Origin of the sequence: Paraburkholderia caribensis (assembly GCF_002902945.1) — a bacterium.
Classification (GTDB): domain Bacteria; phylum Pseudomonadota; class Gammaproteobacteria; order Burkholderiales; family Burkholderiaceae; genus Paraburkholderia; species Paraburkholderia caribensis.
The window spans coordinates 1717623-1743390 of the sequence record NZ_CP026102.1 but is presented as its reverse complement, the minus strand read 5'-3'; the positions used below and the strand labels follow the sequence as shown (position 1 = coordinate 1743390).

The 25768-nt window shown below is 61.8% G+C and carries 24 protein-coding genes and 2 pseudogenes; 20 read left to right on the top strand and 6 right to left on the bottom strand.

The window, feature by feature from the left end; all coding sequences use genetic code 11:
* Nucleotides 1-175 precede the first annotated feature (175 nt).
* The 9 genes from C2L66_RS24300 to C2L66_RS24260 all read left to right on the top strand — a co-directional run bounded on the left by C2L66_RS24300 (nt 176) and on the right by C2L66_RS24260 (nt 11219).
* A complete protein-coding gene (locus C2L66_RS24300) occupies nt 176-2455 on the top strand; it encodes an amylo-alpha-1,6-glucosidase (RefSeq protein WP_054935151.1) in 2280 nt (759 codons plus the stop codon).
* Nucleotides 2456-2498: 43 nt separating this feature from the next.
* Entirely contained in the window at nt 2499-3242 is a 744-nt protein-coding gene (locus tag C2L66_RS24295) for a DUF2278 family protein (protein ID WP_054935150.1), read from the top strand.
* Between the two features lie 136 nt (nt 3243-3378).
* A complete protein-coding gene (locus C2L66_RS24290; protein WP_060606119.1) occupies nt 3379-4962 on the top strand; it encodes a class I adenylate-forming enzyme family protein in 1584 nt (527 codons plus the stop codon).
* Between the two features lie 101 nt (nt 4963-5063).
* Entirely contained in the window at nt 5064-5654 is a 591-nt protein-coding gene (locus tag C2L66_RS24285; RefSeq protein ID WP_060606122.1) for a TetR/AcrR family transcriptional regulator, read from the top strand.
* 107 nt (nt 5655-5761) lie between these two features.
* Nucleotides 5762-6490: a cysteine hydrolase family protein gene (locus C2L66_RS24280; protein ID WP_060606125.1), complete on the top strand. Its 729-nt coding sequence runs from the start codon at nt 5762-5764 to the stop codon at nt 6488-6490.
* Nucleotides 6491-6714: 224 nt separating this feature from the next.
* Nucleotides 6715-7938: an acyl-CoA dehydrogenase family protein gene (locus tag C2L66_RS24275; RefSeq protein WP_060606128.1), complete on the top strand. Its 1224-nt coding sequence runs from the start codon at nt 6715-6717 to the stop codon at nt 7936-7938.
* A gap of 126 nt (nt 7939-8064) precedes the next feature.
* The gene (locus C2L66_RS24270) at nt 8065-8409 is read left to right on the top strand and encodes a DUF3088 domain-containing protein (protein WP_054935145.1); all 345 of its coding nucleotides are present in this window, start codon (nt 8065-8067) and stop codon (nt 8407-8409) included.
* A gap of 61 nt (nt 8410-8470) precedes the next feature.
* Nucleotides 8471-9820, top strand: a complete 1350-nt coding sequence (locus C2L66_RS24265; protein ID WP_054935144.1) for an LLM class flavin-dependent oxidoreductase — start codon at nt 8471-8473, stop codon at nt 9818-9820.
* Nucleotides 9821-9863: 43 nt separating this feature from the next.
* The gene (locus C2L66_RS24260) at nt 9864-11219 is read left to right on the top strand and encodes an LLM class flavin-dependent oxidoreductase (RefSeq protein ID WP_060606131.1); all 1356 of its coding nucleotides are present in this window, start codon (nt 9864-9866) and stop codon (nt 11217-11219) included.
* 199 nt (nt 11220-11418) lie between these two features.
* Here C2L66_RS24260 and C2L66_RS24255 read toward each other — a convergent pair whose 3' ends face one another.
* Complete coding sequence (locus C2L66_RS24255; protein ID WP_060606133.1) at nt 11419-12609, bottom strand: porin; 1191 nt, start codon at nt 12607-12609, stop codon at nt 11419-11421.
* Between the two features lie 223 nt (nt 12610-12832).
* Here C2L66_RS24255 and C2L66_RS24250 point away from each other — a divergent pair, with 223 nt between their 5' ends.
* From C2L66_RS24250 to C2L66_RS24235, 4 genes are all read left to right on the top strand, one after another.
* Nucleotides 12833-13003, top strand: a complete 171-nt coding sequence (locus C2L66_RS24250; RefSeq protein WP_233444970.1) for a hypothetical protein — start codon at nt 12833-12835, stop codon at nt 13001-13003.
* Between the two features lie 209 nt (nt 13004-13212).
* The gene (locus tag C2L66_RS24245) at nt 13213-13557 is read left to right on the top strand and encodes a hypothetical protein (protein WP_054935140.1); all 345 of its coding nucleotides are present in this window, start codon (nt 13213-13215) and stop codon (nt 13555-13557) included.
* A gap of 174 nt (nt 13558-13731) precedes the next feature.
* Entirely contained in the window at nt 13732-14097 is a 366-nt protein-coding gene (locus tag C2L66_RS24240) for a hypothetical protein (RefSeq protein ID WP_231950039.1), read from the top strand.
* A 282-nt stretch (nt 14098-14379) separates the two neighbouring features.
* A complete protein-coding gene (locus C2L66_RS24235; protein WP_224099708.1) occupies nt 14380-14685 on the top strand; it encodes a hypothetical protein in 306 nt (101 codons plus the stop codon).
* 24 nt (nt 14686-14709) lie between these two features.
* On the opposite strand, the gene C2L66_RS24230 is transcribed toward C2L66_RS24235, so the two are convergent.
* Entirely contained in the window at nt 14710-15501 is a 792-nt protein-coding gene (locus C2L66_RS24230; protein ID WP_060607237.1) for a phytanoyl-CoA dioxygenase family protein, read from the bottom strand.
* Between the two features lie 106 nt (nt 15502-15607).
* Here C2L66_RS24230 and C2L66_RS24225 point away from each other — a divergent pair, with 106 nt between their 5' ends.
* The gene (locus C2L66_RS24225; protein ID WP_060606141.1) at nt 15608-15991 is read left to right on the top strand and encodes a hypothetical protein; all 384 of its coding nucleotides are present in this window, start codon (nt 15608-15610) and stop codon (nt 15989-15991) included.
* Nucleotides 15992-16078: 87 nt separating this feature from the next.
* On the opposite strand, the gene C2L66_RS24220 is transcribed toward C2L66_RS24225, so the two are convergent.
* Nucleotides 16079-16315: a hypothetical protein gene (locus C2L66_RS24220; RefSeq protein ID WP_035988279.1), complete on the bottom strand. Its 237-nt coding sequence runs from the start codon at nt 16313-16315 to the stop codon at nt 16079-16081.
* 1091 nt (nt 16316-17406) lie between these two features.
* Here C2L66_RS24220 and C2L66_RS24215 point away from each other — a divergent pair.
* Nucleotides 17407-17859 carry a hypothetical protein gene (locus C2L66_RS24215; protein ID WP_062916795.1) on the top strand — a complete coding sequence of 151 codons (453 nt, stop codon included), beginning with the start codon at nt 17407-17409 and terminating at the stop codon, nt 17857-17859.
* A 193-nt stretch (nt 17860-18052) separates the two neighbouring features.
* Here C2L66_RS24215 and C2L66_RS24210 read toward each other — a convergent pair whose 3' ends face one another.
* A complete protein-coding gene (locus C2L66_RS24210) occupies nt 18053-18739 on the bottom strand; it encodes a gamma-glutamylcyclotransferase (protein WP_060606144.1) in 687 nt (228 codons plus the stop codon).
* A gap of 110 nt (nt 18740-18849) precedes the next feature.
* On the opposite strand from C2L66_RS24210, the pseudogene C2L66_RS41755 reads away from it, so the two are divergent.
* Nucleotides 18850-19044, top strand: a pseudogene (locus tag C2L66_RS41755) (NADP-dependent glyceraldehyde-3-phosphate dehydrogenase); the annotation flags it as partial.
* Nucleotides 19045-19066: 22 nt separating this feature from the next.
* Here C2L66_RS41755 and C2L66_RS24200 read toward each other — a convergent pair.
* Nucleotides 19067-19873 (bottom strand): RMD1 family protein, encoded by an 807-nt coding sequence (locus tag C2L66_RS24200; protein WP_060606147.1) that lies wholly within the window; start codon nt 19871-19873, stop codon nt 19067-19069.
* 243 nt (nt 19874-20116) lie between these two features.
* Nucleotides 20117-21454: an ATP-binding protein gene (locus C2L66_RS24195; RefSeq protein WP_233444969.1), complete on the bottom strand. Its 1338-nt coding sequence runs from the start codon at nt 21452-21454 to the stop codon at nt 20117-20119.
* A 646-nt stretch (nt 21455-22100) separates the two neighbouring features.
* Between C2L66_RS24195 and C2L66_RS24185 the strand changes: the two genes are divergently transcribed.
* The 4 genes and pseudogenes from C2L66_RS24185 to C2L66_RS24170 form a co-directional block, all read left to right on the top strand.
* The gene (locus C2L66_RS24185; RefSeq protein WP_060606149.1) at nt 22101-22532 is read left to right on the top strand and encodes a hypothetical protein; all 432 of its coding nucleotides are present in this window, start codon (nt 22101-22103) and stop codon (nt 22530-22532) included.
* Nucleotides 22533-22557: 25 nt separating this feature from the next.
* Nucleotides 22558-22818 (top strand): DUF2933 domain-containing protein, encoded by a 261-nt coding sequence (locus C2L66_RS24180; protein WP_082434079.1) that lies wholly within the window; start codon nt 22558-22560, stop codon nt 22816-22818.
* The gene (locus C2L66_RS24175; protein WP_054935162.1) at nt 22802-23458 is read left to right on the top strand and encodes a methyltransferase family protein; all 657 of its coding nucleotides are present in this window, start codon (nt 22802-22804) and stop codon (nt 23456-23458) included. Before C2L66_RS24180 ends, C2L66_RS24175 begins: the two co-directional genes overlap by 17 nt.
* A 116-nt stretch (nt 23459-23574) precedes the next feature.
* Nucleotides 23575-25734, top strand: a pseudogene (locus C2L66_RS24170) (copper-transporting P-type ATPase); the annotation flags it as partial.
* Between the last annotated feature and the right edge of the window lie 34 nt (nt 25735-25768).

Here is a 25768-nt window from a genome sequence, read left to right as displayed (position 1 = left end):
CCAGGAAGCTGAAGCATTCAGAAACCTGACCGCACGACCCGTGCCAAGCACGCCTCACCCCCATCTTGATGAAAAAATCGTGAAGAATCGTGGCACCTGCGGCACTATCCTCTGTCGTAATCCCACGAACCTTCTACAATCACCGAAACGAAGCCACTAGCACAGGAGCAAGCTGATGCAGGATCCAGAAGCACTCGGCGGGTTGTCCCATCAGGGCGGCGTGGACTATCGCGGCGACGAGACCGACGGCGTGTTCATCGCGCCTGAAAACCTGAACGTCGCGAGCGCAACCCAGCACGTGCTGAAGTCGGGCGGCACGTTTATCGTCAACGATCCCCTAGGCGACGTCACGGGCCACGACGACGGCCTGTTCGTCAATGACACCCGCGTACTGTCGCAACTGCGCCTCACCTTCGGCGGACGCGCGCCTTCGCTGCTCTCGGGCAGCGTCAGCAGCGACAACACGTCATTCACCGCGCATCTGACCAACCGTCCGCTGCCGCCGCTCGGCGGCAACAGCACGCCGGAAGGCGTGATTCACGTCGAGCGCGTGCGTGTGCTGTCGGGCACGGTCATGAACGAAGCGATCGAACTCACCAACTACGGCACGACAGACGCCGTCGTGCCGCTGTCCATCTCGTTTGCCAGCGACTTCCGCGACATGTTCGAAGTGCGCGGCCTGAAGCGCGCGAATCAGGGCAAGGTCGAAACGCCGCGCGTGCACAAGAACGAAGTGCTGCTCGGCTATATCGGACTCGACGACGTGACGCGCCACGTGCGCGTCGCTTTCTCGCCGATGCCCGACAAGCTGCTCGCCGACCGCGCCGATTATTCGGTGAATCTCCCCGCCCAGGCGTGCGTGTCGATCTATCTGTCAGTGGCCGTGCAGGTCGCGGCGCACAAGGGCGCGCCCGACATCGACGTGCCGCAATCAACCCATACCGTCACCGAGCTGCACGTCTCGCAGGTCGACGCGGCCCGGCCGCGAGTGGGCCGCACGGCCGTGCGCGCGGCACTCGTCGATGCCCACCTCGTGATGCGCGAACGGCGCCGCGCGTCGGCGCGCGTGCGTTCGAGCAACCCTTTGTTCAATGCGTGGATCGACCGCTCGCAGGCCGACCTGAACCTGCTCACGACGGATCTCGCCAGCGGGCCGTATCCGTATGCCGGCATTCCTTGGTTCTCGACGCCGTTCGGGCGCGACGCGGTCATCACGTCGCTGCAGATGTTGTGGCTCCAACCCGGCCTCGCGCGCGGCGTGCTGCGCTTTCTTGCCGAGCATCAGGCGACGGAAGATTCCGCGTTCCGCGATGCCGCCGTCGGCAAGATCATGCACGAAATGCGCCGCAGCGAAATGGCGGCGACGGGCGAGGTGCCGTTCGCGCTGTATTACGGCGGGGTCGATACGACACCCCTCTTCATCGTGCTCGCGGGCGCCTACGTGGCGCGCACGGGCGACACGCAACTCGTCGACGAACTGTGGCCCGCGCTCGAACGCGCGGCGAAGTGGGTAGCGGGCGTCTGCGACCGCAATATCTACGGGCTGCTCGATTATCAGCGCGCATCCGACGGCGGTCTTGCGAATCAGGGCTGGAAGGACAGTCACGATTCCGTTTTTCACGCGGACGGACGCTTCCCCGAAGGGCCGATCGCGCTCGTCGAGGTGCAGGCCTACGCGAGCGCCGCCTTCGACACGATGGCGCAGTTCTCGATGCTGCGCGGCCTGTCCGACGACGCCGTCCGCTACACGGAGCGCGCCACGGCGATCCGCGCGTGCGTGGAAGACAAGTACTGGATGGACGATTCGAACTTTTACGGCATCGCGCTCGACGGCAAGGGCGACCTGTGCCGCGTGCTCGCATCGAACGCGGGCCATCTGCTCGCGTTCGGGCTGCCTTCGCGCGAACGCGGCGTTGCCGTCGCACGCGCGCTCGAATCGACGCTCTTCCACACGGGCTGGGGCGTACGCACGCTGGCGGCGGGCCAGCCGCGCTTCAATCCTATGGCGTATCACAACGGCTCGGTATGGCCGCATGACAACGCCCTCTGCGCGCGCGGGCTCGCGCGCTACGGCGCGAAGGCGGCGGCCGTGCGTCTGCTGCAGGCGCTCTTCCAGGCGGCCGTCAACTTCGACATGCGTCTGCCCGAGCTGTTCTGCGGCTTTCCGCGCCGTCGCGGTGAACCGCCCACGGCGTACCCCGTCGCGTGTCTGCCGCAGGCGTGGGCGGCCGGATCGCCGTTCATGATGCTCGAAGCGTGTCTGGGCATGACCATCGATGCGCAAAAACGCGAAGTGCTGATCGAACAGCCGATGCTGCCCGAGGGCATCGACTGGATCGAGATCGGCGACCTGCGTGTCGGCGACGCGTCGGTGTCGATCACGTTCCGGCGCGTGGCGGGCAAGGTCGTGGCGTCGGCGGAGCAGGGCGATGTGCGGGTGATCGCGCTGCTGTAAGGCGATCGCTGCAATCGCCGCTGGGCCTGCGACGGAGCGCGATATGCCACAACAGAACGTCTATGTCGTGTTCAAAGGCACGCTGAAGCTCGGCGTGCCTTTTCTCGACGGCTACAAGGGCGATCCGCACTACGTGATCGTGGTCGACGATCCGGCGGGCGGCCAGTTCCGGATCGTCACGAATGTGAAATCGGATAGTTCGCTGACGGGACCCGCCGGCTATCACGTGCTGTATTCGTGGCGCCAGTACTTCGATCACCCGATGGCGGCCGATCTCTCCAAGCTGCCGCCCGGCCTGACTCAGACCGGGTTTCCGAAGCTCGACTACGTGCATGATCCGCGTCTGGTCGATCTGTCGGCCATGCGGCCCATCACGCTCGATACCGCGAACGCGCACAACGACATCAACGCGCTCGTCAACGACATGCTGCAACTGGATATGTCGGCGGCGCCCGTCGATTATCTGTATCCGGGCAAGAGCGGCAACGACATGCGGCGCGGCTGGAAGCCGGCGAAGAACGTCAACGTGTACGGCTTCGGCTTCCTGTTCGAGCCCGGGCACGACGGCTTGCACGAAACGCATATGAATCAGGGCAATCCGAAGCCGCAGCCGGGCAGCCGCGTGAGGGATCATTCGTCGGAGAACGGCGCGTTTCAGGACGGCGCGGTGATGGTCGAAGTGGACGGGCGCTTCGAGGCGCTATTCGTCGCGTTTCAGACCCAGCTCGTGCCGACCGACAACCGGGGATGGCCGATTCCCGGCACGTCGCATCCGATCCTCGACTAACGCCCGACGTTATGCGGCTGTGCGCTGCCGCCCGGGTCGCATTCATCTTTCCCGTTCTCTAATTCCCGTCTCATTCTGCAACGGCAAGATGTTCTCAACAGAGCCCGCATTCGGGACGTCATCTGAGGAGAACGACATGGAAGCCCATGCAGAAACGATCTATCGCCCGTATGTCGATGCACTACTGAATGAGCTGAAAACGCGTGCCTACGAACCCGTCATCCGCTATCAGGGAAAAGACGTCACGAGAGGCGAGTTGCGCAGCGCGATTTACCGCTACGCGCGAGCGCTCGGCGCACTCGGCATAGGCCGTGGCGCGGTGGTCGCGCTCCATGCGCCGAATCGCCCCGATGCGCTCGCCGTCCGCTATGCGGCGAACCTGCTCGGCGCGGCCACCATGTTCATGCCTGCGCTGGCGCGTGCCGAAAGCCGCGCGATCTTGCTGGCGCGAATCAGGCCGACGCTGCTCGTCGTGTTTCCGGAGACCGCCCATCTGGTCCGCGACGCCGTCGATCAGCGCATCGTTTCTGTCGGCTACGAGAGTCCATGGGTGCATCTCGACAGGTTCGCCAGCGTGCAGTCGGACCAACCGCTCGAAAGCCGGGCCGTGCCGCACGAGCTTGGGGTGATCGTCTCATCCGGCGGCACCACGGGCGTGCCGAAAGCGAGCCGCCGCTCGTTCGCCGCCTATTCCGCGATGGTGATGTCGGCGCGCAACGGCAAGCGGCGTCAACTGATCAATGGACCGCTCGCGTACCTGTCGCAAGTGCTGGTCGACACGACGTTGATCGGCGGCGGCAGTGTCGTGCTCGAACGGGAGTACAGCGCGCGGGCGACGCTTGCAGCGATCGAGTCTGAACGCATCACGGATGTATTTCTCGTCGAGCCTCAACTCTTCGCGATGATGGATCACCCGGACGTCGGCCGTCGCGATCTGTCGTCGCTACGCTGTATTGCGCATGTCGGCGGCTCGGCGCCCGCGGCCCTGCGGCAACGTGCGGCCCGGCGTCTCGGCCCGGTGCTCGCGCATATGTATGGCGCAAGCGAAGCGGGACTCGTCAGCGTGCTGCCGCCACCCGACTACGCGACGAATCCAGCGCGTCTGGACAGCGCCGGGCGCATCCGGCCCGGCGTCGACGTGCGCCTGCGCTGCGCCGACGGCACGCTCGCGGCCAACGGGCGCGCTGGCAGCATCGAAGTCCGGTCGGCTGCCGTGGCGCGTGGATACCGGAATCAGGCCGTCGAGAGCACGCAGAAGTTCAAGGACGGCTGGTGCCTGACGGGTGATATCGGCTTGATCGACGATGCAGGTTATCTTCATGTGATGGGCCGCTCATCCGACGTCGCGCAAATCGATCAGCGCATCATCGGTCCCGTGCATATCGAAGATGTGCTCTGCCGGTTGCCCGACGTGCGATATGCCGTGGCATTCGCGGCGAATACCCAGGGTGGCGAACATGCATGGAACGCCGTCGTCGAGCCTTGGGCCGGACAGCGCGTGGATGTCGCGCGATGCACGCATGCCCTGAAAGCGGCGTTCGGCGAGCTGGTGGCAAACGCGGTCAGGTTGTCGGAGACGGAAGCGATACCGCTCACCGAGCAGGGCAAGGTGGACAGGATCGCGATCGAAAGGACGTTGTTCGTTCAGGCGCATGCCGGCATGGACAAGCCGTCGTTCCGTACGCGTCGGCCGATGAGCGAGCGCCTTGGCGCCCGTTGATGCAATCACATCGGCTGGGCCGGCCGAATTCGGCGGTGAAGTTGACAATAAATAGATGACCGGTTATCTTGTTATCTATCGAATCAACGGAGATCACGAAGTTGCCACGTCCTGCCAATCCTCAAGTGCGTTCGCGCCTGCTTTCAGTTGGGCGCGAGGTAGTTCACGACCGTGGTTTCAACGGCTGCGGCGTGCAGGACATCACGACGGCTGCGGGCGTGCCGAAGGGCTCGTTCTACAACTACTTCGAAAGCAAGGAGATGTTTGCGGCCGAAATCCTCGAAGACTACTGGCAGTCCATCGAGGACCGTCATGGTCCGATTCTGTACGACGCGCGAATCAGGCCGCTCGCGCGCATTGCGAAATTCTTCCGCGCATTGACGGACGATCACAGCAAGAGCGACTTCGCATTGGGTTGCCTGATTGGCAATCTTTCACTGGAACTGTCGAACGCCAGCGACGAGGCGCGCTCGAAACTCTTGGCCTTGCTTGCGCGCTGGCAAGAGGCGCTTGCAGTCTGCTTGCGCGAGGCGCAGGAGCGCAATGAACTGGACCGCAAGCAGAACGCGGACGAACTCGCGGCGATCGTGATCGAGGCTTACGAAGGCGCAGTCATGCGCGGCAAGATCGAGCAGAGCGGTAACGCATACGAGCGTTTCGAGAAGGTCGTATTGCCTCGCTTGCTTCGTTGATTTTTTTTGCGATTTTTATAAAGCGACCGGTCATCTATATTTGATGCGCATCCGGACTTTGCGCGGTTGCCGTATTCCCATGTTGTGACTTTTATACGGAGGGTTTTATGAGTAACGCGAACCAGGCAGCGCAAGAGAATGCAAACCCATACGCCGACCCGGCCAATCCGGCGTTGCCGCAAACCGGCTTCAAACTGGACCCCGCGAGGGCGGCACTGGTAGTCATCGATCCGCAGAACGATTTCCTGAGTCCGTCAGGGGCGAGCTGGCCGGTGTTCGGCCCGAGCATCACCGAGAACAATACGGTTGCAAATCTCGGGCAACTGTTCAAGACGGCGAAACAGGTGGGCCTCACCGTGGCGATTTCGCCGCATTACTACTATCCGTGCGACCACGAGTGGCACTTTGGCGGTCCGTTGGAAAAGGTGATGCACAACATCTGTATGTTCGATCGCAAAGGGCCGAACACGCTGGAGGATTTCGAGGGATCGGGCGCGGACTTTCTTGACGAGTACAAGCCATACATTCTCGACGGCAAAACCATCATCGCATCGCCGCACAAGGTGTATGGTCCGGAGACGAACGACCTCGCGCTGCAACTTCGCAAGAAGGGTGTGTCGCAGATCATTCTCGCCGGCATGGCGGCGAATCTTTGTATCGAATCGCACTTGCGCGAGTTGATCGAACAAGGATTCGAAGTTGCCGTGGTGCGTGACGCGACGGCAGGTCCGCGATTGCCGGACGGCGATGGCTATCTGGCCGCGATGATCAACTTCCGTTATCTCGCGCACGCGCTGTGGACGACGGAGCGGACAGTGCGGGAACTCACGTCCTGATCGGACCCGGACGAATCCGATGCGCAGCGTTTGCTGCGCTTTCGCTGCTGGATCGTCGCAAAGCCGAATCGGTTTCTTCATTGCACTCACGCGAATAACGTAAGCGAAAATCGGTCGTTAACCGGGAAAGAAGCCGTCCCTATACTGGCACGCTCATTGGTCGACAAAACGTCGACGTCCGGCATGTTCATGCCGGTCCGCATGTCCAGAACAAGGAACCACGAATGCCCGCTCAAGACCTCACGGATCGTGCCGCACGTGCACGCCTGCAGACGACGCTCGCCGGCTTGCCCGCGCTAGCAAAAGCCATCGGCGAAGGCGCGGCGTCGCGCGAGGCGCAGCGCGAGTTGCCGGTTGACGGCTTCGCGCTGTTCCGGCAATCGGGGCTTGGGCGTTTGCGGTTGCCCGTCGAGTGGGGCGGCCTGGGCGGCTCGCTCGAAGACGTGTTCGACGTGATCGCCACGCTTGCTGCCGGGGAAAGCAACCTCGCGCACGCGCTGCGCATTCATTTCGACCAGACCGAGTCGTTGCTGCTATCGCCGCGCACGGCGTTCAACGCGTTGCAGATCGAGCGTGTGGCCGAGGGCGCGATTTTCGGTGGCGCGTCGACGGAGCTGGGCACGTCCCGTCCCGGCGAGATCACGACGCAACTGCGCCGCGATGGAGAGCACTACCGGTTGAGCGGCCGCAAGTACTACGCGACGGGCACGGCGTTCTCCGACTTCGCGCGGCTGAACCTGCAGGATGAGAACGGCAATCCTGTGATCGCCATCGTGCCCGTCAAACGCGAGGGCTTTCGCGTGCTCGACGACTGGGACGGAATGGGCCAGCGGATGACGGCAAGCGGCAGCCTCGAATTCGACAACCTGCTGGTTCTCGCGGACGAAGTCACGCCGCGTGTGCAGACGACCCTGGCCGGCCGTCACGGCGGCGCGCTGCGGCAGTTGCATCTCGTCGCAGTGGGCGCGGGCATCGTGCGCAACGTCGTCGCGGATGCGACGAATTACGTGCTGCGGCATGGCCGTCCTGCACTGCACAGTCCGGCGCCATCGGCGCGCGAAGACGCGTTCATCCAGCAGGTGATCGGCGATCTGACGGCACACAGCCATACCATCGACGTGCTGGTGCGCGACAACGCGCGCGTGCTGGAGCGCTCGTCGCAGGCGATCCGCAATGGCGAGCCCGATGCGGAGGCACGGGTGCTCGAAGGCGCGCTTGCGACGGCGCGCACGCAGCTGATCGTCAGCAAGCTCGCGCTGTATGCGGCCGAGCGCATGTTCGAAGCGGGCGGCGCATCGGCGACCTCGCGTGCGCATAACTTCGATCGTCACTGGCGCAATCTGCGCACCATCTTCAGCCACAACCCGCTATTGCACAAAGCGCGCGTGATCGGCGATTACGAGTTGAACGGCGTGACGACGCATCTGACGGAAGGCCGTGTTTTCTAGGGTGATTCGTACGCGCGAACGCGCATAGCGCGCCACGGCATATCGATGTGGCGATTTCTTCGTGGCGGCGTGCAAGCGCCGCATTCGACAATACCAGCGTTACGTTCCAATCAGGTGCCTCGCGCGATGAGCCGTGATCTTCTTCTGTTGCTCGAACCCGGATTTACCGATCCCCGTTATCCTGGCGAACGCTTCATCTGTCCCGACGGCGCGCCCATCGAAGGGCTGCTCGCCAGCGACCCGGCGCGCGTCGCGCGGCTCGACGTGCGGCGCGTGCCGTTCGAGCGTCCGCGCGAGGCCGTCGTCGAAGCACTCGACGAAGCGCATCAAGGCTTGCCCGTGCTCGTGCTGGGTGACGAGCAACCCGCCCCAGCCGATGCGCAAGCGCTGGGTGACCGCCGCTTCATCACCGACACGCGCCGCATCCTCGATCTGCTTGCCGAGCGGCACGGCTTTCCGAAGGTGCATTGACGCATCAGCGAAAGCATCATGAGTGCGCGTCCAGGCGCACCCGACACAGCGGAGAATTTCGATGAGCCGTAACACGGCACCGGCGACGCCGCGCCAATTGCATCTGAACGTGAACATCCTGCATTCGGGCTTCGTGCCTTCCGCGTGGCGGCTGGCGGACGCCGACCCGCGCGCCTTCGTCGACGTCAATCACTATGTGCGCGTCGCGCGGATCGCCGAAGCGGGCAAACTCGATGCCGTGTTTCTCGCGGATAACGCCGCGATCGTCGACCAGATCGATTTCCGCCCCATCACCGCGCTGGAGCCGACCGTGCTGCTCGCCAGCATCGCGGCCGCGACCACGCACATCGGCGTGATCGGCACGGCATCGACGAGCTATAACGAGCCGTACAACATCGCGCGGCGTTTCGCGACGCTCGACCATGTGAGCAACGGACGCGCGGGATGGAACGTCGTGACGACGGCGGATCTTGCATCCGCGCGCAACTTCGGCCGCGACGCCGTGCCGGACCATGCGCAGCGTTACGAGCGCGCTGCCGAGTTCACCGAACTCGTAAAGGCGCTGTGGGACAGCTGGGAGGACGACGCGTTCGTCGGCGACAAGGCGGGTGGCCGTTTCGTCGATGTTTCGAAAGTGCATCCTGTCGCGCATCGCGGGCGGCACTTCGATGTGCAAGGTCCGCTGAATCTGCCGCGCTCGCCGCAAGGGCATCCCGTGCTGGTGCAGGCGGGCGGTTCGCCCGATGGCCGCGATCTCGCCGCGCGCCACGCGGAAGCGGTGTTTTCGGCGTCACAGTCGTTCGAGGAGTCGGCGGCGTACCGGCGCGATCTCAACACGCGCGCAGCCGCATACGGGCGGCCCGGCGTGAAAGTGCTCGCCGGTCTCACGACCATCATCGGCGCGACCGAGGCCGAGGCGCTGCGCCGCCGCGACGAACTGGTCGATCAGATTCCGTGGCGCTACAGCCTGAACCGCCTCGCGGGTACGCTGGGCATCGACGCTGAGCGCCTGAAACTCGACCAGCCGTTGCCCGACGATCTCGCGCTGCCCGGCGGCGGCAACGGCAACCATACCTTCTTTCACGCGACCCTCGCGCAGGGCCGCCGTCACGGCTACACGGTGCGCGAACTGATCCGCTCGCTGGCGGGCGGCACGGGGCATCGCGTGATCGTCGGCACGCCCGAGCAGATCGCCGACGATATCGCGCACTGGTTCAACGGTGGCGCAGCGGACGGCTTCAATCTGATGCCCGATGCGTTGCCGGACGGTCTGCAGGACTTCGTGGACGGCGTCGTGCCGATCCTGCAGAAGCGCGGCCTCTTCCGCACCGGCTACGAAGGCGCGACGCTGCGCGAGCACCTTGGGCTCGCGCGTCCCGACAATGCGCGGCTATGGCGCAAGAGTGCCTGAGTCCACGCCCATTCACGCCCATCCACGCCTATTCTCTCCAGTCATGAGTTCACGCAAGGGTCATCTTCGCCTCGGCGCTTTTCTCTATCCGACGGGGCACCACATTGCCGCATGGCGGCATCCCGACTCGCTGGTCGACGCCGGGCGCGATTTCCGGCACTACGTGCAGCTCGCGCAGGCCGCGGAGGCCGCGAAGTTCGATCTGGTCTTTCTCGCGGACGGCGCGGGCACGCGCGGCGACAACGTCGATTTTCTGAGCCGCACGGCACACAGCTATGTCGCGCAGTTCGAGCCGCTGACGCTGCTGTCGGCGCTCGCTGCCGTCACGCAACGGATTGGTCTGGTGGGAACGGCATCGACGACCTTCAACGAGCCGTATCACATCGCTCGCAAGTTTGCGTCACTCGATCACATCAGTGGCGGGCGCGCCGGGTGGAATCTCGTCACGTCGTCGAGCGCGCACGAGGCGAAGAACTTCAACTTCGACGAGCATCTCGCGCATGCGCGGCGTTATGAGCGCGCGGTCGAATTCGCCGAGGTCGTAGAAGGTCTGTGGGATAGCTGGGACGAAGACGCGTTCGTGCGCGACAAGGCATCGGGGCGCTACTTCGATCCGTCGAAGCGCCATGTGCTCGACCATCGCGGCGAGTTCTTCAATGTGCGCGGGCCGCTGAACGTCGAGCGCTCGCCGCAGGGCCGGCCCGTCGTCGTGCAGGCGGGCTCGTCCGAGGCGGGCAAGGCGCTGGCCGCGCGCACGGCGGAAGTGATCTTCACCGCGCAGCAGACGCTCGACGATGCCGTCGCATTCTACGCGGACGTCAAAGGCCGGATGGCGGCGTATGGCCGCGAGCCGGACGATCTGAAGATCATGCCCGGCGTGATGCCGATTGTCGGCGTGACGGAAAGCGAGGCACGCGAAAAGTTCGACGCGCTTCAGGCGCTGATCGATCCCGCCGTGGGGCTCGCGCTGGTCTCGACGGTGACGGGCGGCTTCGATTTGTCCGGCTATCCGCTCGACGGCCCGATTCCGGAACTGCCGGAAACCAACGCAAGCAAGAGCCGCCAGTCGCTGGCGCTCGAACTCGCACGGCGCGAAAACCTCACGATCCGCGAACTGTATTTGCGCATCGCGGGCGCGCGTGGACACTGGCAACTGGTCGGCACGGCGGAGCAGATTGTCGATGCGCTCGAAGAGCGCTTCGTCAACTACGGTGCGGATGGCTATAACGTGATGCCGGCGCTGCTGCCCAACAGCCTCGACGATTTCATCCGGCTCGTGCTGCCGGAACTGCGGCGACGCGGGCTGTTCCGCAGCGAGTACGAAGGGCGCACGCTGCGCGAGAACCTCGGTTTGGCGCGGCCCGTTTCGCGCTATGCACGCGAAACGGCGACGTCTTGACCTGATACGTGTGACGGCGCGCGTCAATTGCAGTGGCAGCGGGGCGGCATTGTGCGCTCGGGCTCGCAACGCGTCCGTTGATGTGCGATGAACGCGTCTTCGCGCTCGATGTGTCGACGCAGGCGCATTGTCGAGCGCGTGGAATCGAGTGCTTGCGTCACCCGCGACGGGTGACGCATTCGAGCCCATACCAGAACTATCAGAACTTCACGCGCACACCCGAGAAAACTGCGACCTGACGGTTCGTCGATGAAGCCGTGCCGGCGTCGGCAATCGCGGCGATCTTCTGATAACCCGTGCCGACGCGTGTCGATGCATCGCCCGCCGCGAGTTGATACGCCGCCGACAGATAGAGGTCGGTGCGCTTGGACAGCGCGTAATCGACACCAAGCGTGAACTGGTGCCAGCGCGGCTTCAGGTTCGCGCCGTTGGTGCCGGGCAGATTGGTCGCGCGTCCATCCGTGTGGGTGTACACGCCGATCAGCGTCAGCGCGGGCGTGAACAGATAGCGCGCGTTCAGATCGTAGTTGTTGAACTTGCGCGACGAGCCGTCGCTGTAGTCGAGCTGCGTATGGCTCCATGCGAAGCCGAATGTCGCCGCGCCGAGCGCGTAGCTGGTGCCCGCTGCCGCGATCTGCTGACGCACGACGCCGCCATTCAATCCATAGAAGAACGCGCCGCTGTAGTCGTCGCCGGAGGTGGTCGATGCGCCGCCGATCGCGCCACCCGTGTTCGATGCGGCGTTCGGATGATTCAATACGTTATAGCCGCCGCCGATCGAAAACGGACCGTTCGTGTAGTTCGCCGCCACGCCCCATGCGCGGTTGTTGCTGAAGCCCGTGCCGTTGCTGCTATTCGCCTGATTGCTGAATGCGTAGAGACCGTCGACGGTGAAGCCCGCAATCGTGTCGCTGCGGAACTTGACTGCATTGTTCACGCGGAACGTCTGGTTCAGATTGTCGTTATCGCCGATGTGCGTGGATGGCGACCAGAAGCCCGGGCCTGCATACTGCGAGACGAGATCGGTCACAGGCTCGTACTGCCGGCCAACCGTCACCGTGCCGATGCCCGTCTTCTGCAGGCCCACGAACGCCTGGCGGCCGAACAGACGTCCGCCTTGTGCCGCTGTGCCGTCGTTCGGACGAAAGCCGCTTTCCAGTGTGAAGACCGTCTTCAGTCCGTCACCGAGATCTTCGGCGCCGCGCAAGCCCCAGCGGCTGCCGTTGAGTTTGCCGCTGGTCTGCTGAATGTTGCTCGCGCCTTTCTGGTTGTTGGTATAGGTGATGCCCGCGTCGACGAGTCCATACAACGTGACGGCACTCTGCGCATGCACGAGCGCGGGCGATGCAGCGACAAGACTTGCGGCGCTGGCCAGAACAACACGCTTCATTGGATTCCCTTTTTTGTAGAAGTCACATGGTTAATAAGGAACCCGATGCTATTAGGGAGAACACTCAACACGAAGCAACTATTTCTACTTTGTTATCCGCGTGCAATGCGATTTACAACGGACTTTCGCAGTGGAATGCAGATCAGCCGCATAGCGGATTACGTTATGGCATAGTGGCCCTCTCTCCGGACTCGCAACTCCAATCGATATTCATCGAGGCTCCATGATCGATTTCTCCGCCGTGGCGGCCGTGTTCTCTGTTTATGTCGTCGGCGTCGCGCTGTTTCTGTCGCATGAGGCCGTGTCGGGCGCGTATCGCCGCGCACAGGAATGGATCGACCGCGCATGCGGTGCCGTGATCGTCGCGCTCGGCGTACGACGGGCGCTGCGCTGACCGGGCGGCCGGTTTGTGTTGGCGCAAGAAGGGACGCTCATCAAATCGGCGGGGGCGCAAAAAGGGGTAGACTTTCGGCTAGGCACGCTGAACCGGGTGCGACGGGGCGCTCATCGGAGTCGCCCCGTCTGCCATGTGCGCAGGTTGTTTTCGGTGCAAAAGCACATACGTACTGAAGACAGGCCGAACAGAATCGAGGTCCACAACCCATGCTCAAACCCGAATTCAATGACGCGGGCAGCGCGCGTCCAGAACTGCTTTGCTACCTCGTGGCCATCGCGGCAGCGTCGTACGCGTTGACGCAGGAATGGCGCGTCGATCATGTCGTCGAATGTTGCCGCCGCTGGCTCGCGAAAAACGATGTGAAGATGGATTGGCTCGACCGCGTCAGAATCGGCCAGTTCGCGTTGAAGATTGCCAGCAAGGATCTGCTGGATGCGGGCATCGCCGTGCGTCTGTCCAGCGTCAATGCGCTCTTCACGAGCGAGATGGAATTGAACGAAGCGAGCACGATGGTGCAACGGATGATGTCGTTGTGTCAGGAAGCGCTTTGAACATGTTCCTGGCAAACGCTCGGCAAACGTCGGGCTGAATTGGGAGCGTGCACCGGGCGAACACTGTGTTGCAACTTCGATAGCTGATCGCGAGACGGGGCCAATTCATACTTCGCAATCGTCGCGCACCGCATCGTGCAGGTGCGAGCATTCAGCTTAGAGGTTGTCGTGAATATGTCTGGAGTCAACCAAGTCCTGTCGGCGCTGGTCGATCTGATCAGGCAACGGGTGAGAGTCGTGGCGCGGCGGCGCGCCGCAAGTGCAGCGATCGTCGCGCTCGTGCCCTTGCTGATGCAGGCGTGCGCGAGTTCCAGTCCGGTCGTCGAGACGGGCGATGCAGGGCGATACACCTTGCACGCATCGGCGGCGGGCGGTAACGCGGCGTGGGCGAGGTCTCACAAGGCAGTCATGCAGAGCGCAAGCAACTTTTGCGCGCAACGCGGCGAGGTGCCAAGCGTCGTGTCGGAGTCGTCCAGGGGCGTGCGGGCGCTCGAAACTCACGAGGCGCAACTCACGTTCGAATGTCACCCGCACTTTTGACGGACCAATCCATCAAGCCGTCAGATCAGGCGGAAAGCTAAGAATGCAACGGGCGTAAGCGATCGTTAAGGCTGCGCAGCTATAACGTTTGATGCAAATGCGATCTGCGTGTCGCTGCCAGTCAACGATCAGAAAAGGGCCCGGACTAGCCGGTTCAACCGGCGCCAGCGTCGATGTCCATTTCGGAGGTCGCCCGTCATGCCGATCAATTTTCGCTCCACTGGGCGTGTTTCCGCGCTTGTTCGCACGCTCGCTCCCAGGCTTGTTCCTCCTACATTCGCCTTGCTTGTTGCGACGCCCGTCCACGCCGAGTCCACCTGTCCCGACTACGTGATACTGCCGTCGGGCAGCGTGTTCAACATCGCCCGGCTGATCGCGGATACGGGTTCTCCGGAGGCCGCGCTCAGGAAGGCCAGAGGCGCACTCAACGAGATCGCCGCAAACGGCGGTTGCCCGAAGTCGGTGCGGCGCGCCGTGTGTGACGAAACGATGGCGGTGGCGAAGAAAGCCGTCGTCGCGCTTGAAGCGTGCGCGCATGGGCCCCAGGCTGACGGCGTGGAGAACGACGGGCGCACTGCAGCGAAGTAGGCAGGCTACGCCGTAAGGAACCGCTCAATAGGCGAACTTGGTGTAGCTTTCACCCGCTGCGCCGGCATCGGCGTCGTCCACGCGCGGCATATAGCGCAGAAGCCGTTTGCCTGTGGCGCTGAGGCGCTGATACACGCTTTCCGGCACATCGATTTTCACTTCCGGCCGGAAGTACCAGCTGCGGCTATAGCCGATCACGACCATGGGGCGGGGCGCTTTCGTCAGATTCGGCGTTCCTCTATGCAGCGCGCGCACGTCCCGGATCATGACGTCGCCCAGTTCCATGGTGATCGTGTGCATCGGCGCCAGCCCGGTTCGATACGCTTCCTGCGCTTGCTTATCGGGCATGCGATGCGTGCCCAGCGTGGTTTCGAATGGTCCGTTCTCGGGCGTCACGTCGCATAGCGGGAAATTGACGGCCAGCTGGAACGACGGCGTTTCCGGAAAGCCATCGAAGAGAGCGGGCGTGTCGCGGTGCACGTCCTGATAGTCGGAGCCAAGAAGCGGCGTGTCGGAAGCGAGCTGGCACATGACGGGCTCGTCGCCCGCCACACGCTCCACGATGCCCAGCACGTCGGGGTCGGCGAAAATCGCTTCATCGGCGAACTCGCCTGTAAAGGGCAGCGTAATGTAATGCCGGTTCGGTCCTCTGACGGCCGTCGCACTTTCCCGCAGGCGCTGTTCGAGCAGCACGTCGAAGGCCTTGCGCCACTTCAGCAAGGTATCTTTGGGGAAGTGACGGCGCAGCACGACCATCCCGTCGGCGTCGAACTGCCTGGCAAGCGAGTCGAGTTCGGTTGTCGTATAGCGGCTCATCGGCGTCTCCGGCATGGCGTTGATGGAAGTCTCCACTGTAATACGTGGCGCGGCGTCGGGCCTGTTTCATGCTCGCGGCTGTGCATCGATTCGTGGGGAGCGAAAAATGAGCAACGCACGCATGACTCAAGCCGCATTCGACTGCGACGTGGAAGCTCAGGTCAAACTGCTTACGCTGATTGTCGCGCTGCATCTGCTCGTCTATGCGGAAACACGATGGTGGCTGTCGCCGTCGCAGGCGGCCGGCGCGATGCGTCGCTGGCACATGCCCGATTCGAGCGCTGTCGATGTCACGCGCCGGGTCATGCTGTCGAGCAGGGCGCTGCCGCTTGCGATGCGTCTCGCCGAGTGCCACGCATGCCTCGTCGATCCGGCCGGAATGCAGGCTACCTTTACCGATCATATTCATATCGACAGGCGCGCGGAGCGGTACCTGCTTATCCGCGCGGCATGTCAGGCAGCGTTGTTGCGCCAGCCAGATGGAAGGTGATGTTTCATGCGGGGTGGGCGCGTGCTTCGCCAGAGGACGGGCGCGAAGCACGCGTTGTGCGCAGCGAATGTGCGCGGCGGGTCGTCGTCAGTCTTGCGGCAGTGGTTGCCCGTCCGCCTGCCAGTGCTCGGTGACGGCCTTGTCGGTGATGCGCACCTTTGCGAGAAGCGGCACATAGCCGCGCAGCTTGATCTCACCGACGGCGAGCTTTTCCGAGCGGTAGATCTCCGGGGTCACCTTGGTGCCGTCCTTGAATTCGACGGTGTATCCATCTATGGGCCCCCATCGGCCCTTCGGTACGGGTTCGACATAAACGTGCAACATCTGATTTTCTCCAGCGGTATGAAAAAGCACTGGGCGGGTCGCACCGGTTCGCCGATCGGTCGGCTGGTCGTCGTCGAGTCTCCACCTCTTGTATAAGAGAGTACCGAATCAGGAGATGGTCGCGAGCACGGAGTGTGGTGCGGCGAACGGATAAAAATCGATGTAAAATCAATAGTTTGCTAGTTTCATTTCACCTAACGAAACGTATTTTCCTCATGTGCATCGCCTCCGCGTTGCCATGCAGCATGCGGTTTTGTGACACGGGCGATGATTTTGCATTGTGAGATTTCAGGTGACCTGGTGGCTCGCAAACGAAAAGTGGCCCAAAGAGGTCGTCTAACACGTTGATGTTGAATGGGTTGTAACAAATGCCCATAACTTGTGTCGCAAAAGAATCTGGCCCAGGCCCTCACAGCGGATTTACGCGATTCGCAAACGATATCTGTCCTAGGGTTTCGGCGAACGTTGCTGCTTAACTCAGACTCGGCAACGGGTCGAGAGGAGGGGTAGAGGAAAAACAGGTCACTCTTTCCATCTGAGAGCAGACGCGCCAGCCCCTTTGGCTCCAAACCGAGATGGTGGCATGCCCGGATGTGCAGACTGCCGAGGAGCTCACCCTTGTTTTCTGGTATTCAACCAGCCGCCTGTGCCTGAGGTCTTTGCAAGGCCCCAAGGAAGCGTGTCCGTCTCATGCGCCATTTAGCGATGAGCTAACGTGCCAGCCGGCCACTTCCGAGAACTATACGCCTCCTGCGGTCGGTCCGGACAGTAGAGCCGCCCCGGCTTCAAGAGATGGCACAATGCGGCAGCTGCTGCTTCCCGACTTACCAGGCCAAAGCGAAGCCGATTGCCCAAGGAATGCGGCATGCGAACTCCATCGAAGGCCAGACTCTTTGAGCTCGGCCGGCCGAAGCATCAACACCTATGCTGTGTGCGTTGACGGCAATGCTATCAGGTCGCACGCGTGCGCCACCTAACAGACAATATTCTTTCGCATAGACGATTGTTACTGGCGGCATTCGACACACGCGTTTCCGGGTACGCATTCAGCCGTCGCTCCTGTCGCGACGAATGGCACACGTGTCGTTGATATGAAGGAGAACAACATGTCACCAGATAGTCGAGACATACCGTGGCCGTGGTCGGCCATGCTATGGCCATCCCCATTCGCGGAAGCGCTTTTTGCCACACCGCAGCACCTTCAACAGTCGATACTGCCGTGGACATTTGCGGGTCTGGTAGTCAATCAGACGAATTCGAGCAATCCTGCGGCGGAGCGGGCAATTGTCAGCAAGGAGAGCTACGGCAAGCAGCTTGGCCGCATCTCCGACGCCCTCGACTCGCTCATAAGGCAGAGCAACGTAAAACGTGACGATGCTATCGACGCGTTCCTCGACATCAAGGCGCGAATTGACGACATCAAACATAGTACCGAGGCGACCCGGTTTGAAGCGGTGCTGGTGGACTTGCGGAAGCTCAGGCGCAAGAATAAAGACCTTTTCGACGAATGCCTGAGGCGTGTCGCCGCGTTGAACGCCGACTAAAGCCTGCGCGATGTACATCGCGCAGGCTGCCGGTCTCTGTGCTTTTGTATCAGATTCTCAGGCCGCTTGCTGCTCATCCTATGGCTCTGGAAGTTCGATACTTCCGGGCATCGCCAGGTTCGATGCTCCAGTTCGCCGCCGTCTCGCCTTCGGTAACGGAGGCAATGCAGACGATATGGTTACCCTCGGGGAGTCATTCGTGGACGCCGCGAAGGTCGCATGCCGGCTTCAGCTGAAATTGTTTAGTCGCGTTTGAGAGGGCATCGATGTATGGGTCCTGCAGGCCATGCGCCTCAAGCGAGGCATGAAGCTTGTGTAGGTATTCGACGTTGGTGCCGAAATTGCCGGAGGCAGACGCGATAAACGGTGCAACGGTCGGCACCGAAGAATCGGGCTCGAACTGGTCGCGTGTGGTGTCGGCTACGAACGCTAATGCGTGTGTCCGTGCGCCATCCCTGAATGTCACCGGTGCCCATTTCGGCAGGTATGACCCGAGCACCATCTCGCGAATCCATACGAGCAGGAGCTCTTCGTTGACGGTGTCTTCTGAGAGTTTCAATGCGACACCATCCGTATGACCACCGGCTTCCAATGCAAGCATGCGCCCAGGTTTATCCGGACTGCCGCGGCCGACAACCATGCGAAGACAGAAGCTCCGCTGCCAGTCGTGCAGCGTTGCAGCCTGTTTGCTAGCCATTATCACCGTCGGATTCCATATCAGTGACCCGTAAGCGAGAATCCAGACGTCAGTTGCGTCCGCCGGTCGGTCACGCATCGTCTCCGCGAGGTATGCTTCGATGCGTTCTCGCGACCACAAATCTGGCAGGGACTCAAAGTTCTCCAGGTATGCGCCCGAATGAATAGCTTGGCGTGTCAACATGTCGTGCCTTGTCGTGATGGGAATGCCCCCAAACGTGGGCAAAGTATGACGGAGCTCCTTTGGTGGAGAAATAGCGTGTTGATAGACGCACCTACGACTCAGCGGCGACAATCGGGACACCGCTGGAGTACGTCATCTCGTCGGACCACGGGCAGGTCAGCACCTTCGGCACTGTCCCTGCTCAGATTGGTGCGTTGGTCGACCCGCTCGTCAATCAAGTATGCCGTGTTAATCTCAGTTGCGAATGCCAGCGAAGTCCGGGCGTTTTCGTATTTGCCGGGCGCAAGGATTCTGCGGGCAGCACGACGGCCGGCCAGGCGAAAGGACTCAGAAAAGAAACTTATGCGTCAGGTCCGCCAAACCAATCACGATTTCAAGCGCAATAAGGCCTATGACATACCATTCGAGGCGGTGAACGTGTTTGGTTTCCGCAATTTCGGCCAGGGTTTGCGCAGTTCCCGAAATTAGCTGCAGCTTGCGTTCAAGCGCGGCTTGTCGCTCGTGAAGTTCGTATTCGTCCTCCAATAGTGCATAAAGGCCGCCGAGCTCCGGGTGTTCCCAAAGGGTCTCCGGCTTGTCGCCGATTTCAGCCCGGCCGACCATGCGGTGTTCGATTAGGAGCATCCCGCCAATTTTTGAGAGCAGCGTTTTGGCGTCCGCGCTCACTTTTCCTGTTTTCGCCAGTTCCGATGCCAACGGAATGATGCTATCGAACTCGCTCGCGGTCTTGTCTTCATACATCGACAGCACAAGGCTTTTGCTGAGGCTGTCCGCTATCACCTGAGCCTTTTCCAACGTCAGCGCATCGAGCCAGACCGCACCGCCTTGCACCCCAACGTTCGTCTTGCCGCTCTGGATGGCGATTTCTTCGAGTTGAGGTCGTCCGTAAGCGTTGTACAGCAACTGAGCTAACGAGGAGAGAAACTGTTGCTCATCACCGAACGACACACCAAAAAGCACGACGACGCCGTACCTGAAAAGAATGGCGATGCCGTCAGCGCCGCCTACCGTCACCGTCAGCGGTGTGGTGGCGAGTGAATCGGTGATTTTGAAGTTTTTGAGGTCAATCCGGTCGGCGATGAGATGCGCACGGGCGTGTACCTGCGGAAGCGAACTGATGGCGAGATTCGACATTGGGTCACTTCAATTCGTTGACGTCATCGAAAGCAAAGTATAGGCGTGAACCCAATGCTGCGGTATGCGTTTGACCCACCGCAGTCTTGGACGCCGGAAAACTCAGCCAACAATTGGGAACACGCAGGCGTTGGGTTGCCATTGGGGCACAGTTGCCGTAGCGAGTTCGGACCGCGTTACGTCGGAGATGTCATTAAAAAAGCCTGCTCGAAAAGCGGGCCTTCTAACAAGCGGCGGGGGTGCCTATGCCGCTGCGTCCTTCAGCTTCTTCAGCGCGCGCACCTTCAACCATACCGTCGCCGGCTTGACATCAAACCAGCGTGAACGGGTCGTTGCCGAAGCGCTCCTTTCTGCCACCGTCCGAGCGGAGGGGGACTGCGCATACAGGTCGAAGACGCGTGGCAACTCGTCGGGGGCAATGCCCACGCCGTTGTCACTGAAGGTGACGACTAGCTCGCGCGGCGTCGAATCGTGTTCAGGTACCGTCCCCGACTCGGGCGCGTCCACGTTCACGGTAATTACACCGCCATGTGGCGTGTACTTGACCGCGTTCCCCAGAAGATTCGAGATGACCTGCGTCAGTCGGGGCGCATCAGCAAAGACCGTCACGGGATACGGAGGCAGTGTTGCGCGAAGCTGGTGCTGGCGTCGCTCGACCTCGTCGCTCACAGCGGCCATAGCGTCCTTCATGATGTCGCCCAGCGATGCGTAGCCAGGCCGCGCTGACAGCTTGCCGTGACGCACCCGTGAAGCGTCGAGCAGGTCACTGACGATACGTTTGAGCTGCTGCACCTGCCGGTTGGCGACGGCCAGTGCTGACAAAACGGCGGGACGGCCGGCCGCCAACTTTTGCGCGGCTGCCAGCGCGCTATCAATAGGAGCAAGCGGACCACGCAGTTCATGACCCAGCGTGGCGATGAAATCATCTTTGGCGCATGCGACCTTGGACAACGCATTTCGTGCCGTCTCGGCCTCTACGGCGCGCGCTTCGGCGTCGGCCTTGGCTTTTGCGATGGTCAGCGCGGCGCAGGTGAAATCCGCCAGGCTCTTGAGAATGCGGCGATGCTCGCTGTCGAAGTGCTGGTCGTCGTCATGGGACATCACCCAGAGCGCCCCCCAAGGCTCCGGCGTGCCCGGGACCGGCACCACTAGTTCTTCAGTGACTTCGGGAACGATGCTGGCCAGACAGGCAAAATGCCGTTTCGGGAAAGCAAAGAGCTGCGGAGCGCCGACTGCTACCGCGACGCCTCCGGGGCTGTCGTCGGATGGGATGATGTGACCGACCCGGTTGGCGCAATGACCCGAGACCGCAACCCAGCGGTACGCGGACGCCTGGCCGGCGCCTGCTTCGCGCAGGCTGATGCCGGCACTGCCGGCATCGCACAGCGTTAGGGCCGTATCAACCAGCGTCTGAAGCATGGCTGAGTGCGACGCAGTCAACGCTTTCGCCAGCGCATGCAGCGCCTCGTTTTCAGCAGCGTAGTCCGGGGACCGACCCAAGCGTGCATCGAACTCTTGAGTCACCAGGGTGCCCGTGCGCAGGACGCGGCTGACCGTGGGCGACGCGAGCGGCCTGGGCATGGTTGAGTTCTTCCAGAAAAGTTACCACGGCAAAAGGGCGGCGACTGATGTAATTGTGGACCCCGAATACCAAGTCGCCCGGAACTTCGTCTAGATACATACATCAAGCCGCACGCTTCGCCCTACGCGTCAAACGGTAGCCGACTGACAGGACAGTGGCCAATGTTCTCCAGTCGTAAACATCGGCCAGTCTGCCAATGCCTCGCATTCAGGTTCGCCGTGAGCGATGTGGCGGATATCCCGCCCCTTGACGACGAAGACGACGAACTCGCCGATGTTTCTCCCTTCGTCTCCCATTCAGGACCGTGAAAAGCCGTCCGAACCAAGCGTCGGGCGCCATCGGAGATTCTGGCTGCCTGGCATAGGGAGACTCCTACGATTCGACAGATTCACGTGCCAACTCTCGCGCCCACGGCGCACGTTTGTGTCATTTCGTCTTGCGGCGGCTTCCGCTTCGGTGGCTTGACATACATCAAGTCCTGCAAGGGCGCCACGCTTGGTGGTGCTCCGTGCCGAGGCCTGTTGCGAGGCCGTCTGAGCGGAAAGGTTCGGTTGAGCTAAATCAACTAGCGCACCCTGCGCGGCGATACATTCAAGGTAGCAGGCACAGAGGCGGCTGCCTGTAACCGTGTTCACGGAGGCACGAATGACTTTTCCAGAACGGCTCGCACTAATTGCTGCGTCGCTTCTCGTACTGCAAGCTGGAGCTGCGACTGGCGCTCAACCGGCGTCTGATGCCGTCGCCCACAAAGCGCATCACCCGGCGACAGCAAGTGCGCCGTCGGCAAAGAGCAAAAAACTCGCAGGCGTTGACCAGCAGATGAAGCAGATGCAGGCAATGCACGAAAAGATGATGGCCGCGACTACGCCCGAAGAGCGCGCCGCGCTGATGGATGAGCAGATGAAGTCCATGCAGAACGGCATGCACATGATGGACATGATGAAGCAGGATTCAAGCGGGATGCCGATGTCAGGCCAGAAGCACGAGATGATGGAAATGCGCCTCGACATGATGCAAATGATGATGCAGGCGATGATGGACCGGCAGTCTGCGCAGAATCCGCCTACAGGCAAGTAGATTCAATATCTAACCGGAGGTGACCATGGACGAGACCACGCACGGCTCGCGCCCCTTCTGGAAGTCACGGTCGGCGATTGCGCTGCTGGTGTTCGCGACTATTGCGTTGTTCCTGGTCTTTTCTGAGCACAGAGCGCATTTCCTTGGCGTGCTGCCGTACCTTTTGCTGCTTTCGTGCCCACTGATGCATCTTTTCATGCATCACGGACATGGTCATGGCCATCGCAGTCCAGCGAATGAAGAAGGATCATCGGAACACGGAGGCGACCATGAGCAGCATCGGTAGCGGCTACGGACTCTGGAGTCTGGTCGTCATCAACTCGCTGGTTTTCATTATCTTCGCCTTCAGCTTCTTCAAGCCGGCGACCGGGCGCGACTGGCGCACGTTCGGCGGATTTTCGGCCTTCGTCGTCGCGCTCTTCGCGGAGATGTACGGATTCCCGCTCACTATCTATCTTTTATCGGGCTGGTTACAGACACGGTTTCCACAAACCAATCTGTTCACACACGACTCCGGACACATCTGGTGGACGATGACGGGCCGACACGGCGACCCACATTTCGCGCTTCCGCACATTCTCAGCATTGTCTTTATTTTCGGCGGATTCTATCTGCTGTCGACCGCGTGGCACGTTCTGTACGAGGCACAACGCGTCGGACAGCTCGCGACAACGGGCGCGTACGCAAAAATCCGGCACCCGCAGTACGTTGCATTTGTCGTCATCATGTTTGGCTTCCTGCTGCAATGGCCGACGCTTGTCACACTGGTGATGTTTCCGGTACTCGTATTGATGTACTTCAGGCTCGCAATCCAGGAAGAGCGCGAGTCGGAAGCGCGCTTCGGGGACGCCTGGCGAGAGTACGCATCACACACGCCGCGCTTTATTCCGCGACTGTACGGGGACGATACGGTCAAGGTTCATTAAGCTGAGTCGGGACGCACACGATGGCCTCATCGCATACGCATGTTCACGGGGACTCGCAACGGGCGAGCGGGGGTGTCGCCCGCACACTCGGCGCCATGGACGAGGGGAACATCCCTGCGCCGGATACCGGCGTTGTCTACACGTGCCCGATGCATCCGCAAATTCGCGCGTCTGCCCCTGGCTCTTGCCCCATCTGCGGTATGGCGCTTGAGCCGGTGCTTCCGGCCGGGACGCAGGAGCGAAATATCGAACTGGAGTCGATGACACGGCGCTTCTGGGTGGGGCTTGTCCTTTCGATTCCGCTGTTGATGATGACGATGGGCAAAATGATTCTGCCGTTCAACATCGAGTCCGCAATCGACGGGCTGTTTTCCGGCGCCCCACACTGGATGAGAGCATCCTGGTCCCAATGCGGCCAGGCGTTGCTTGCCACGCCTGTCGTGCTATGGAGCGGCTGGCCATTCCTTGAGCGCGGATGGAAGTCATTCGCGACCCGGCAGCTGAACATGTTCAGCCTCATCGGGCTGGGCGTCGCGGCCGCCTACGTGTTCAGCGTGTTCGCACTGTTTTTCCCGAACGCATTGCCACAGGCATTCCGCCACGGACAGGAACTGCCCCTGTATTTCGAGGCTGCTGCCGTCATTGTGACCCTCGTTCTGCTTGGGCAGGTGCTCGAACTTCGCGCGCGCTCACGCACATCAAGCGCGATTCGTGACTTGCTGAAACTCGCCCCGCACACGGCGGTTCGCATCGGGCCAGATGGAGCGGAGGAGACTGTCCCTCTTGAGGCTGTCATCGTCGGCGACATCTTGCGCGTCAAACCCGGTTCAAAGATTCCCGTAGACGGTGAAGTGACAGAAGGTCGCTCAAGCGTCGACGAATCGATGATTACGGGCGAATCCATCCCTTCGGAAAAGATTGCAGGGAGCAAGGTGACGGGCGCAACGGTCAACCAGACTGGAACGTTCCTGATGCGCGCGGAGAAGGTCGGCTCGGACACCCTTCTCGCGCGCATCGTGCAAATGGTTGCGGACGCGGGCCGTTCCCGTGCTCCTATCCAGAAGCTTGCGGACCAGGTGTCCGGCTGGTTTGTGCTGTCGGTCATAGGCATCGCGGTCGCCGCGTTCCTGGTCTGGGCTGTTGCAGGACCTACTCCCGCGCTCGCAAACGCTCTGGTCGTCGCCATTAGTGTGCTCATCATCGCATGTCCCTGCGCGCTCGGGCTTGCTACGCCCGTGTCCATCATCGTCGGTGTTGGCCGGGGTGCCCAGGAGGGCGTGCTCATCAAGGATGCGGAAGCTCTCGAACTGATGGAGAAAGTCGATACCGTCGTCGTCGACAAGACAGGTACGCTGACAGAGGGAAAGCCGCGCGTTCAGACGGTGGTCGCGGTCAATCCCGCAGAGGAATCGCGGATTCTCGGCTATGCCGCTAGCCTGGAGGGCGCAAGCGAGCACCCGCTCGCGCAGGCAATCACGACATTCGCAAAAGAAGCGGGAGCCACGACCGCACACGTCGACACCTTTGACTCCGTGCCGGGCAAGGGCGTGACAGGAAAAATTGATGGGCACGCGGCGTCCCTGGGTAACGCCCGGTTGATGGCGGACCTGAGCGTTGATTGCAGGTCTGTGGACCACGACACGGACCGCCTGCGCGAGGCCGGACAGACCGTCATGTATCTCGCGATTGACGGCGAGATGGCAGGCTATATCGGCGTGGCTGACCCTGTCAAAGGCACGACACCGGAGGCCGTGCGGCAGTTGAAGGCAACCGGTGTCAGGATTGTGATGCTGACGGGTGACAATGAGGTCACGGCTCGCGCGGTCGCAGCGTCCCTGGCCCTCGATGACGTCAAGGCGGGTGTTCTGCCAGAAGACAAATACAGGCATGTCCAGGAACTGCAAAAGTCGGGGCGTATCGTGGCCATGGCGGGAGACGGCGTGAACGACGCCCCCGCGCTTGCTCAGGCGAACGTGGGCATCGCGATGGGGACGGGCACGGACGTCGCAATGAACAGCGCGCGGGTGGTGCTCGTAAAAGGCGACCTTCGAGGCATCGCGCGGGCTCGCTCGCTGAGCGTGGCGACGATGAAGAACATCCGCCAGAACCTGTTCTTCGCGTTCGCCTATAACGCCATCGGCATCCCCATTGCCGCAGGGGTCCTCTACCCGTGGCTCGGCATTCTCCTTAGCCCGATTATCGCGAGTGCGGCGATGGCGCTGAGTTCAGTGTCTGTCATCGGGAACGCGCTGCGTCTGCGCAGGGTTCGGACGTGAATCGTTATCCAGGCCAGTGCGTGGACGTGGAAGC

What these genes read in the sequence shown, in the direction of transcription:
- C2L66_RS24300 (WP_054935151.1), top strand. Translation starts at nt 176, where the DNA reads ATGCAGGATCCAGAAGCACTCGGCGGGTTGTCCCATCAGGGCGGCGTG.
- C2L66_RS24295 (WP_054935150.1), top strand. Translation starts at nt 2,499, where the DNA reads ATGCCACAACAGAACGTCTATGTCGTGTTCAAAGGCACGCTGAAGCTC.
- C2L66_RS24290 (WP_060606119.1), top strand. Translation starts at nt 3,379, where the DNA reads ATGGAAGCCCATGCAGAAACGATCTATCGCCCGTATGTCGATGCACTA.
- C2L66_RS24280 (WP_060606125.1), top strand. Translation starts at nt 5,762, where the DNA reads ATGAGTAACGCGAACCAGGCAGCGCAAGAGAATGCAAACCCATACGCC.
- C2L66_RS24275 (WP_060606128.1), top strand. Translation starts at nt 6,715, where the DNA reads ATGCCCGCTCAAGACCTCACGGATCGTGCCGCACGTGCACGCCTGCAG.
- C2L66_RS24270 (WP_054935145.1), top strand. Translation starts at nt 8,065, where the DNA reads ATGAGCCGTGATCTTCTTCTGTTGCTCGAACCCGGATTTACCGATCCC.
- C2L66_RS24265 (WP_054935144.1), top strand. Translation starts at nt 8,471, where the DNA reads ATGAGCCGTAACACGGCACCGGCGACGCCGCGCCAATTGCATCTGAAC.
- C2L66_RS24260 (WP_060606131.1), top strand. Translation starts at nt 9,864, where the DNA reads ATGAGTTCACGCAAGGGTCATCTTCGCCTCGGCGCTTTTCTCTATCCG.
- C2L66_RS24255 (WP_060606133.1), bottom strand. Translation starts at nt 12,609, where the DNA reads ATGAAGCGTGTTGTTCTGGCCAGCGCCGCAAGTCTTGTCGCTGCATCG.
- C2L66_RS24250 (WP_233444970.1), top strand. Translation starts at nt 12,833, where the DNA reads ATGATCGATTTCTCCGCCGTGGCGGCCGTGTTCTCTGTTTATGTCGTC.
- C2L66_RS24245 (WP_054935140.1), top strand. Translation starts at nt 13,213, where the DNA reads ATGCTCAAACCCGAATTCAATGACGCGGGCAGCGCGCGTCCAGAACTG.
- C2L66_RS24240 (WP_231950039.1), top strand. Translation starts at nt 13,732, where the DNA reads ATGTCTGGAGTCAACCAAGTCCTGTCGGCGCTGGTCGATCTGATCAGG.
- C2L66_RS24230 (WP_060607237.1), bottom strand. Translation starts at nt 15,501, where the DNA reads ATGAGCCGCTATACGACAACCGAACTCGACTCGCTTGCCAGGCAGTTC.
- C2L66_RS24225 (WP_060606141.1), top strand. Translation starts at nt 15,608, where the DNA reads ATGAGCAACGCACGCATGACTCAAGCCGCATTCGACTGCGACGTGGAA.
- C2L66_RS24220 (WP_035988279.1), bottom strand. Translation starts at nt 16,315, where the DNA reads ATGTTGCACGTTTATGTCGAACCCGTACCGAAGGGCCGATGGGGGCCC.
- C2L66_RS24215 (WP_062916795.1), top strand. Translation starts at nt 17,407, where the DNA reads ATGAAGGAGAACAACATGTCACCAGATAGTCGAGACATACCGTGGCCG.
- C2L66_RS24210 (WP_060606144.1), bottom strand. Translation starts at nt 18,739, where the DNA reads ATGTTGACACGCCAAGCTATTCATTCGGGCGCATACCTGGAGAACTTT.
- C2L66_RS24200 (WP_060606147.1), bottom strand. Translation starts at nt 19,873, where the DNA reads ATGTCGAATCTCGCCATCAGTTCGCTTCCGCAGGTACACGCCCGTGCG.
- C2L66_RS24195 (WP_233444969.1), bottom strand. Translation starts at nt 21,454, where the DNA reads ATGCCCAGGCCGCTCGCGTCGCCCACGGTCAGCCGCGTCCTGCGCACG.
- C2L66_RS24185 (WP_060606149.1), top strand. Translation starts at nt 22,101, where the DNA reads ATGACTTTTCCAGAACGGCTCGCACTAATTGCTGCGTCGCTTCTCGTA.
- C2L66_RS24180 (WP_082434079.1), top strand. Translation starts at nt 22,558, where the DNA reads ATGGACGAGACCACGCACGGCTCGCGCCCCTTCTGGAAGTCACGGTCG.
- C2L66_RS24175 (WP_054935162.1), top strand. Translation starts at nt 22,802, where the DNA reads ATGAGCAGCATCGGTAGCGGCTACGGACTCTGGAGTCTGGTCGTCATC.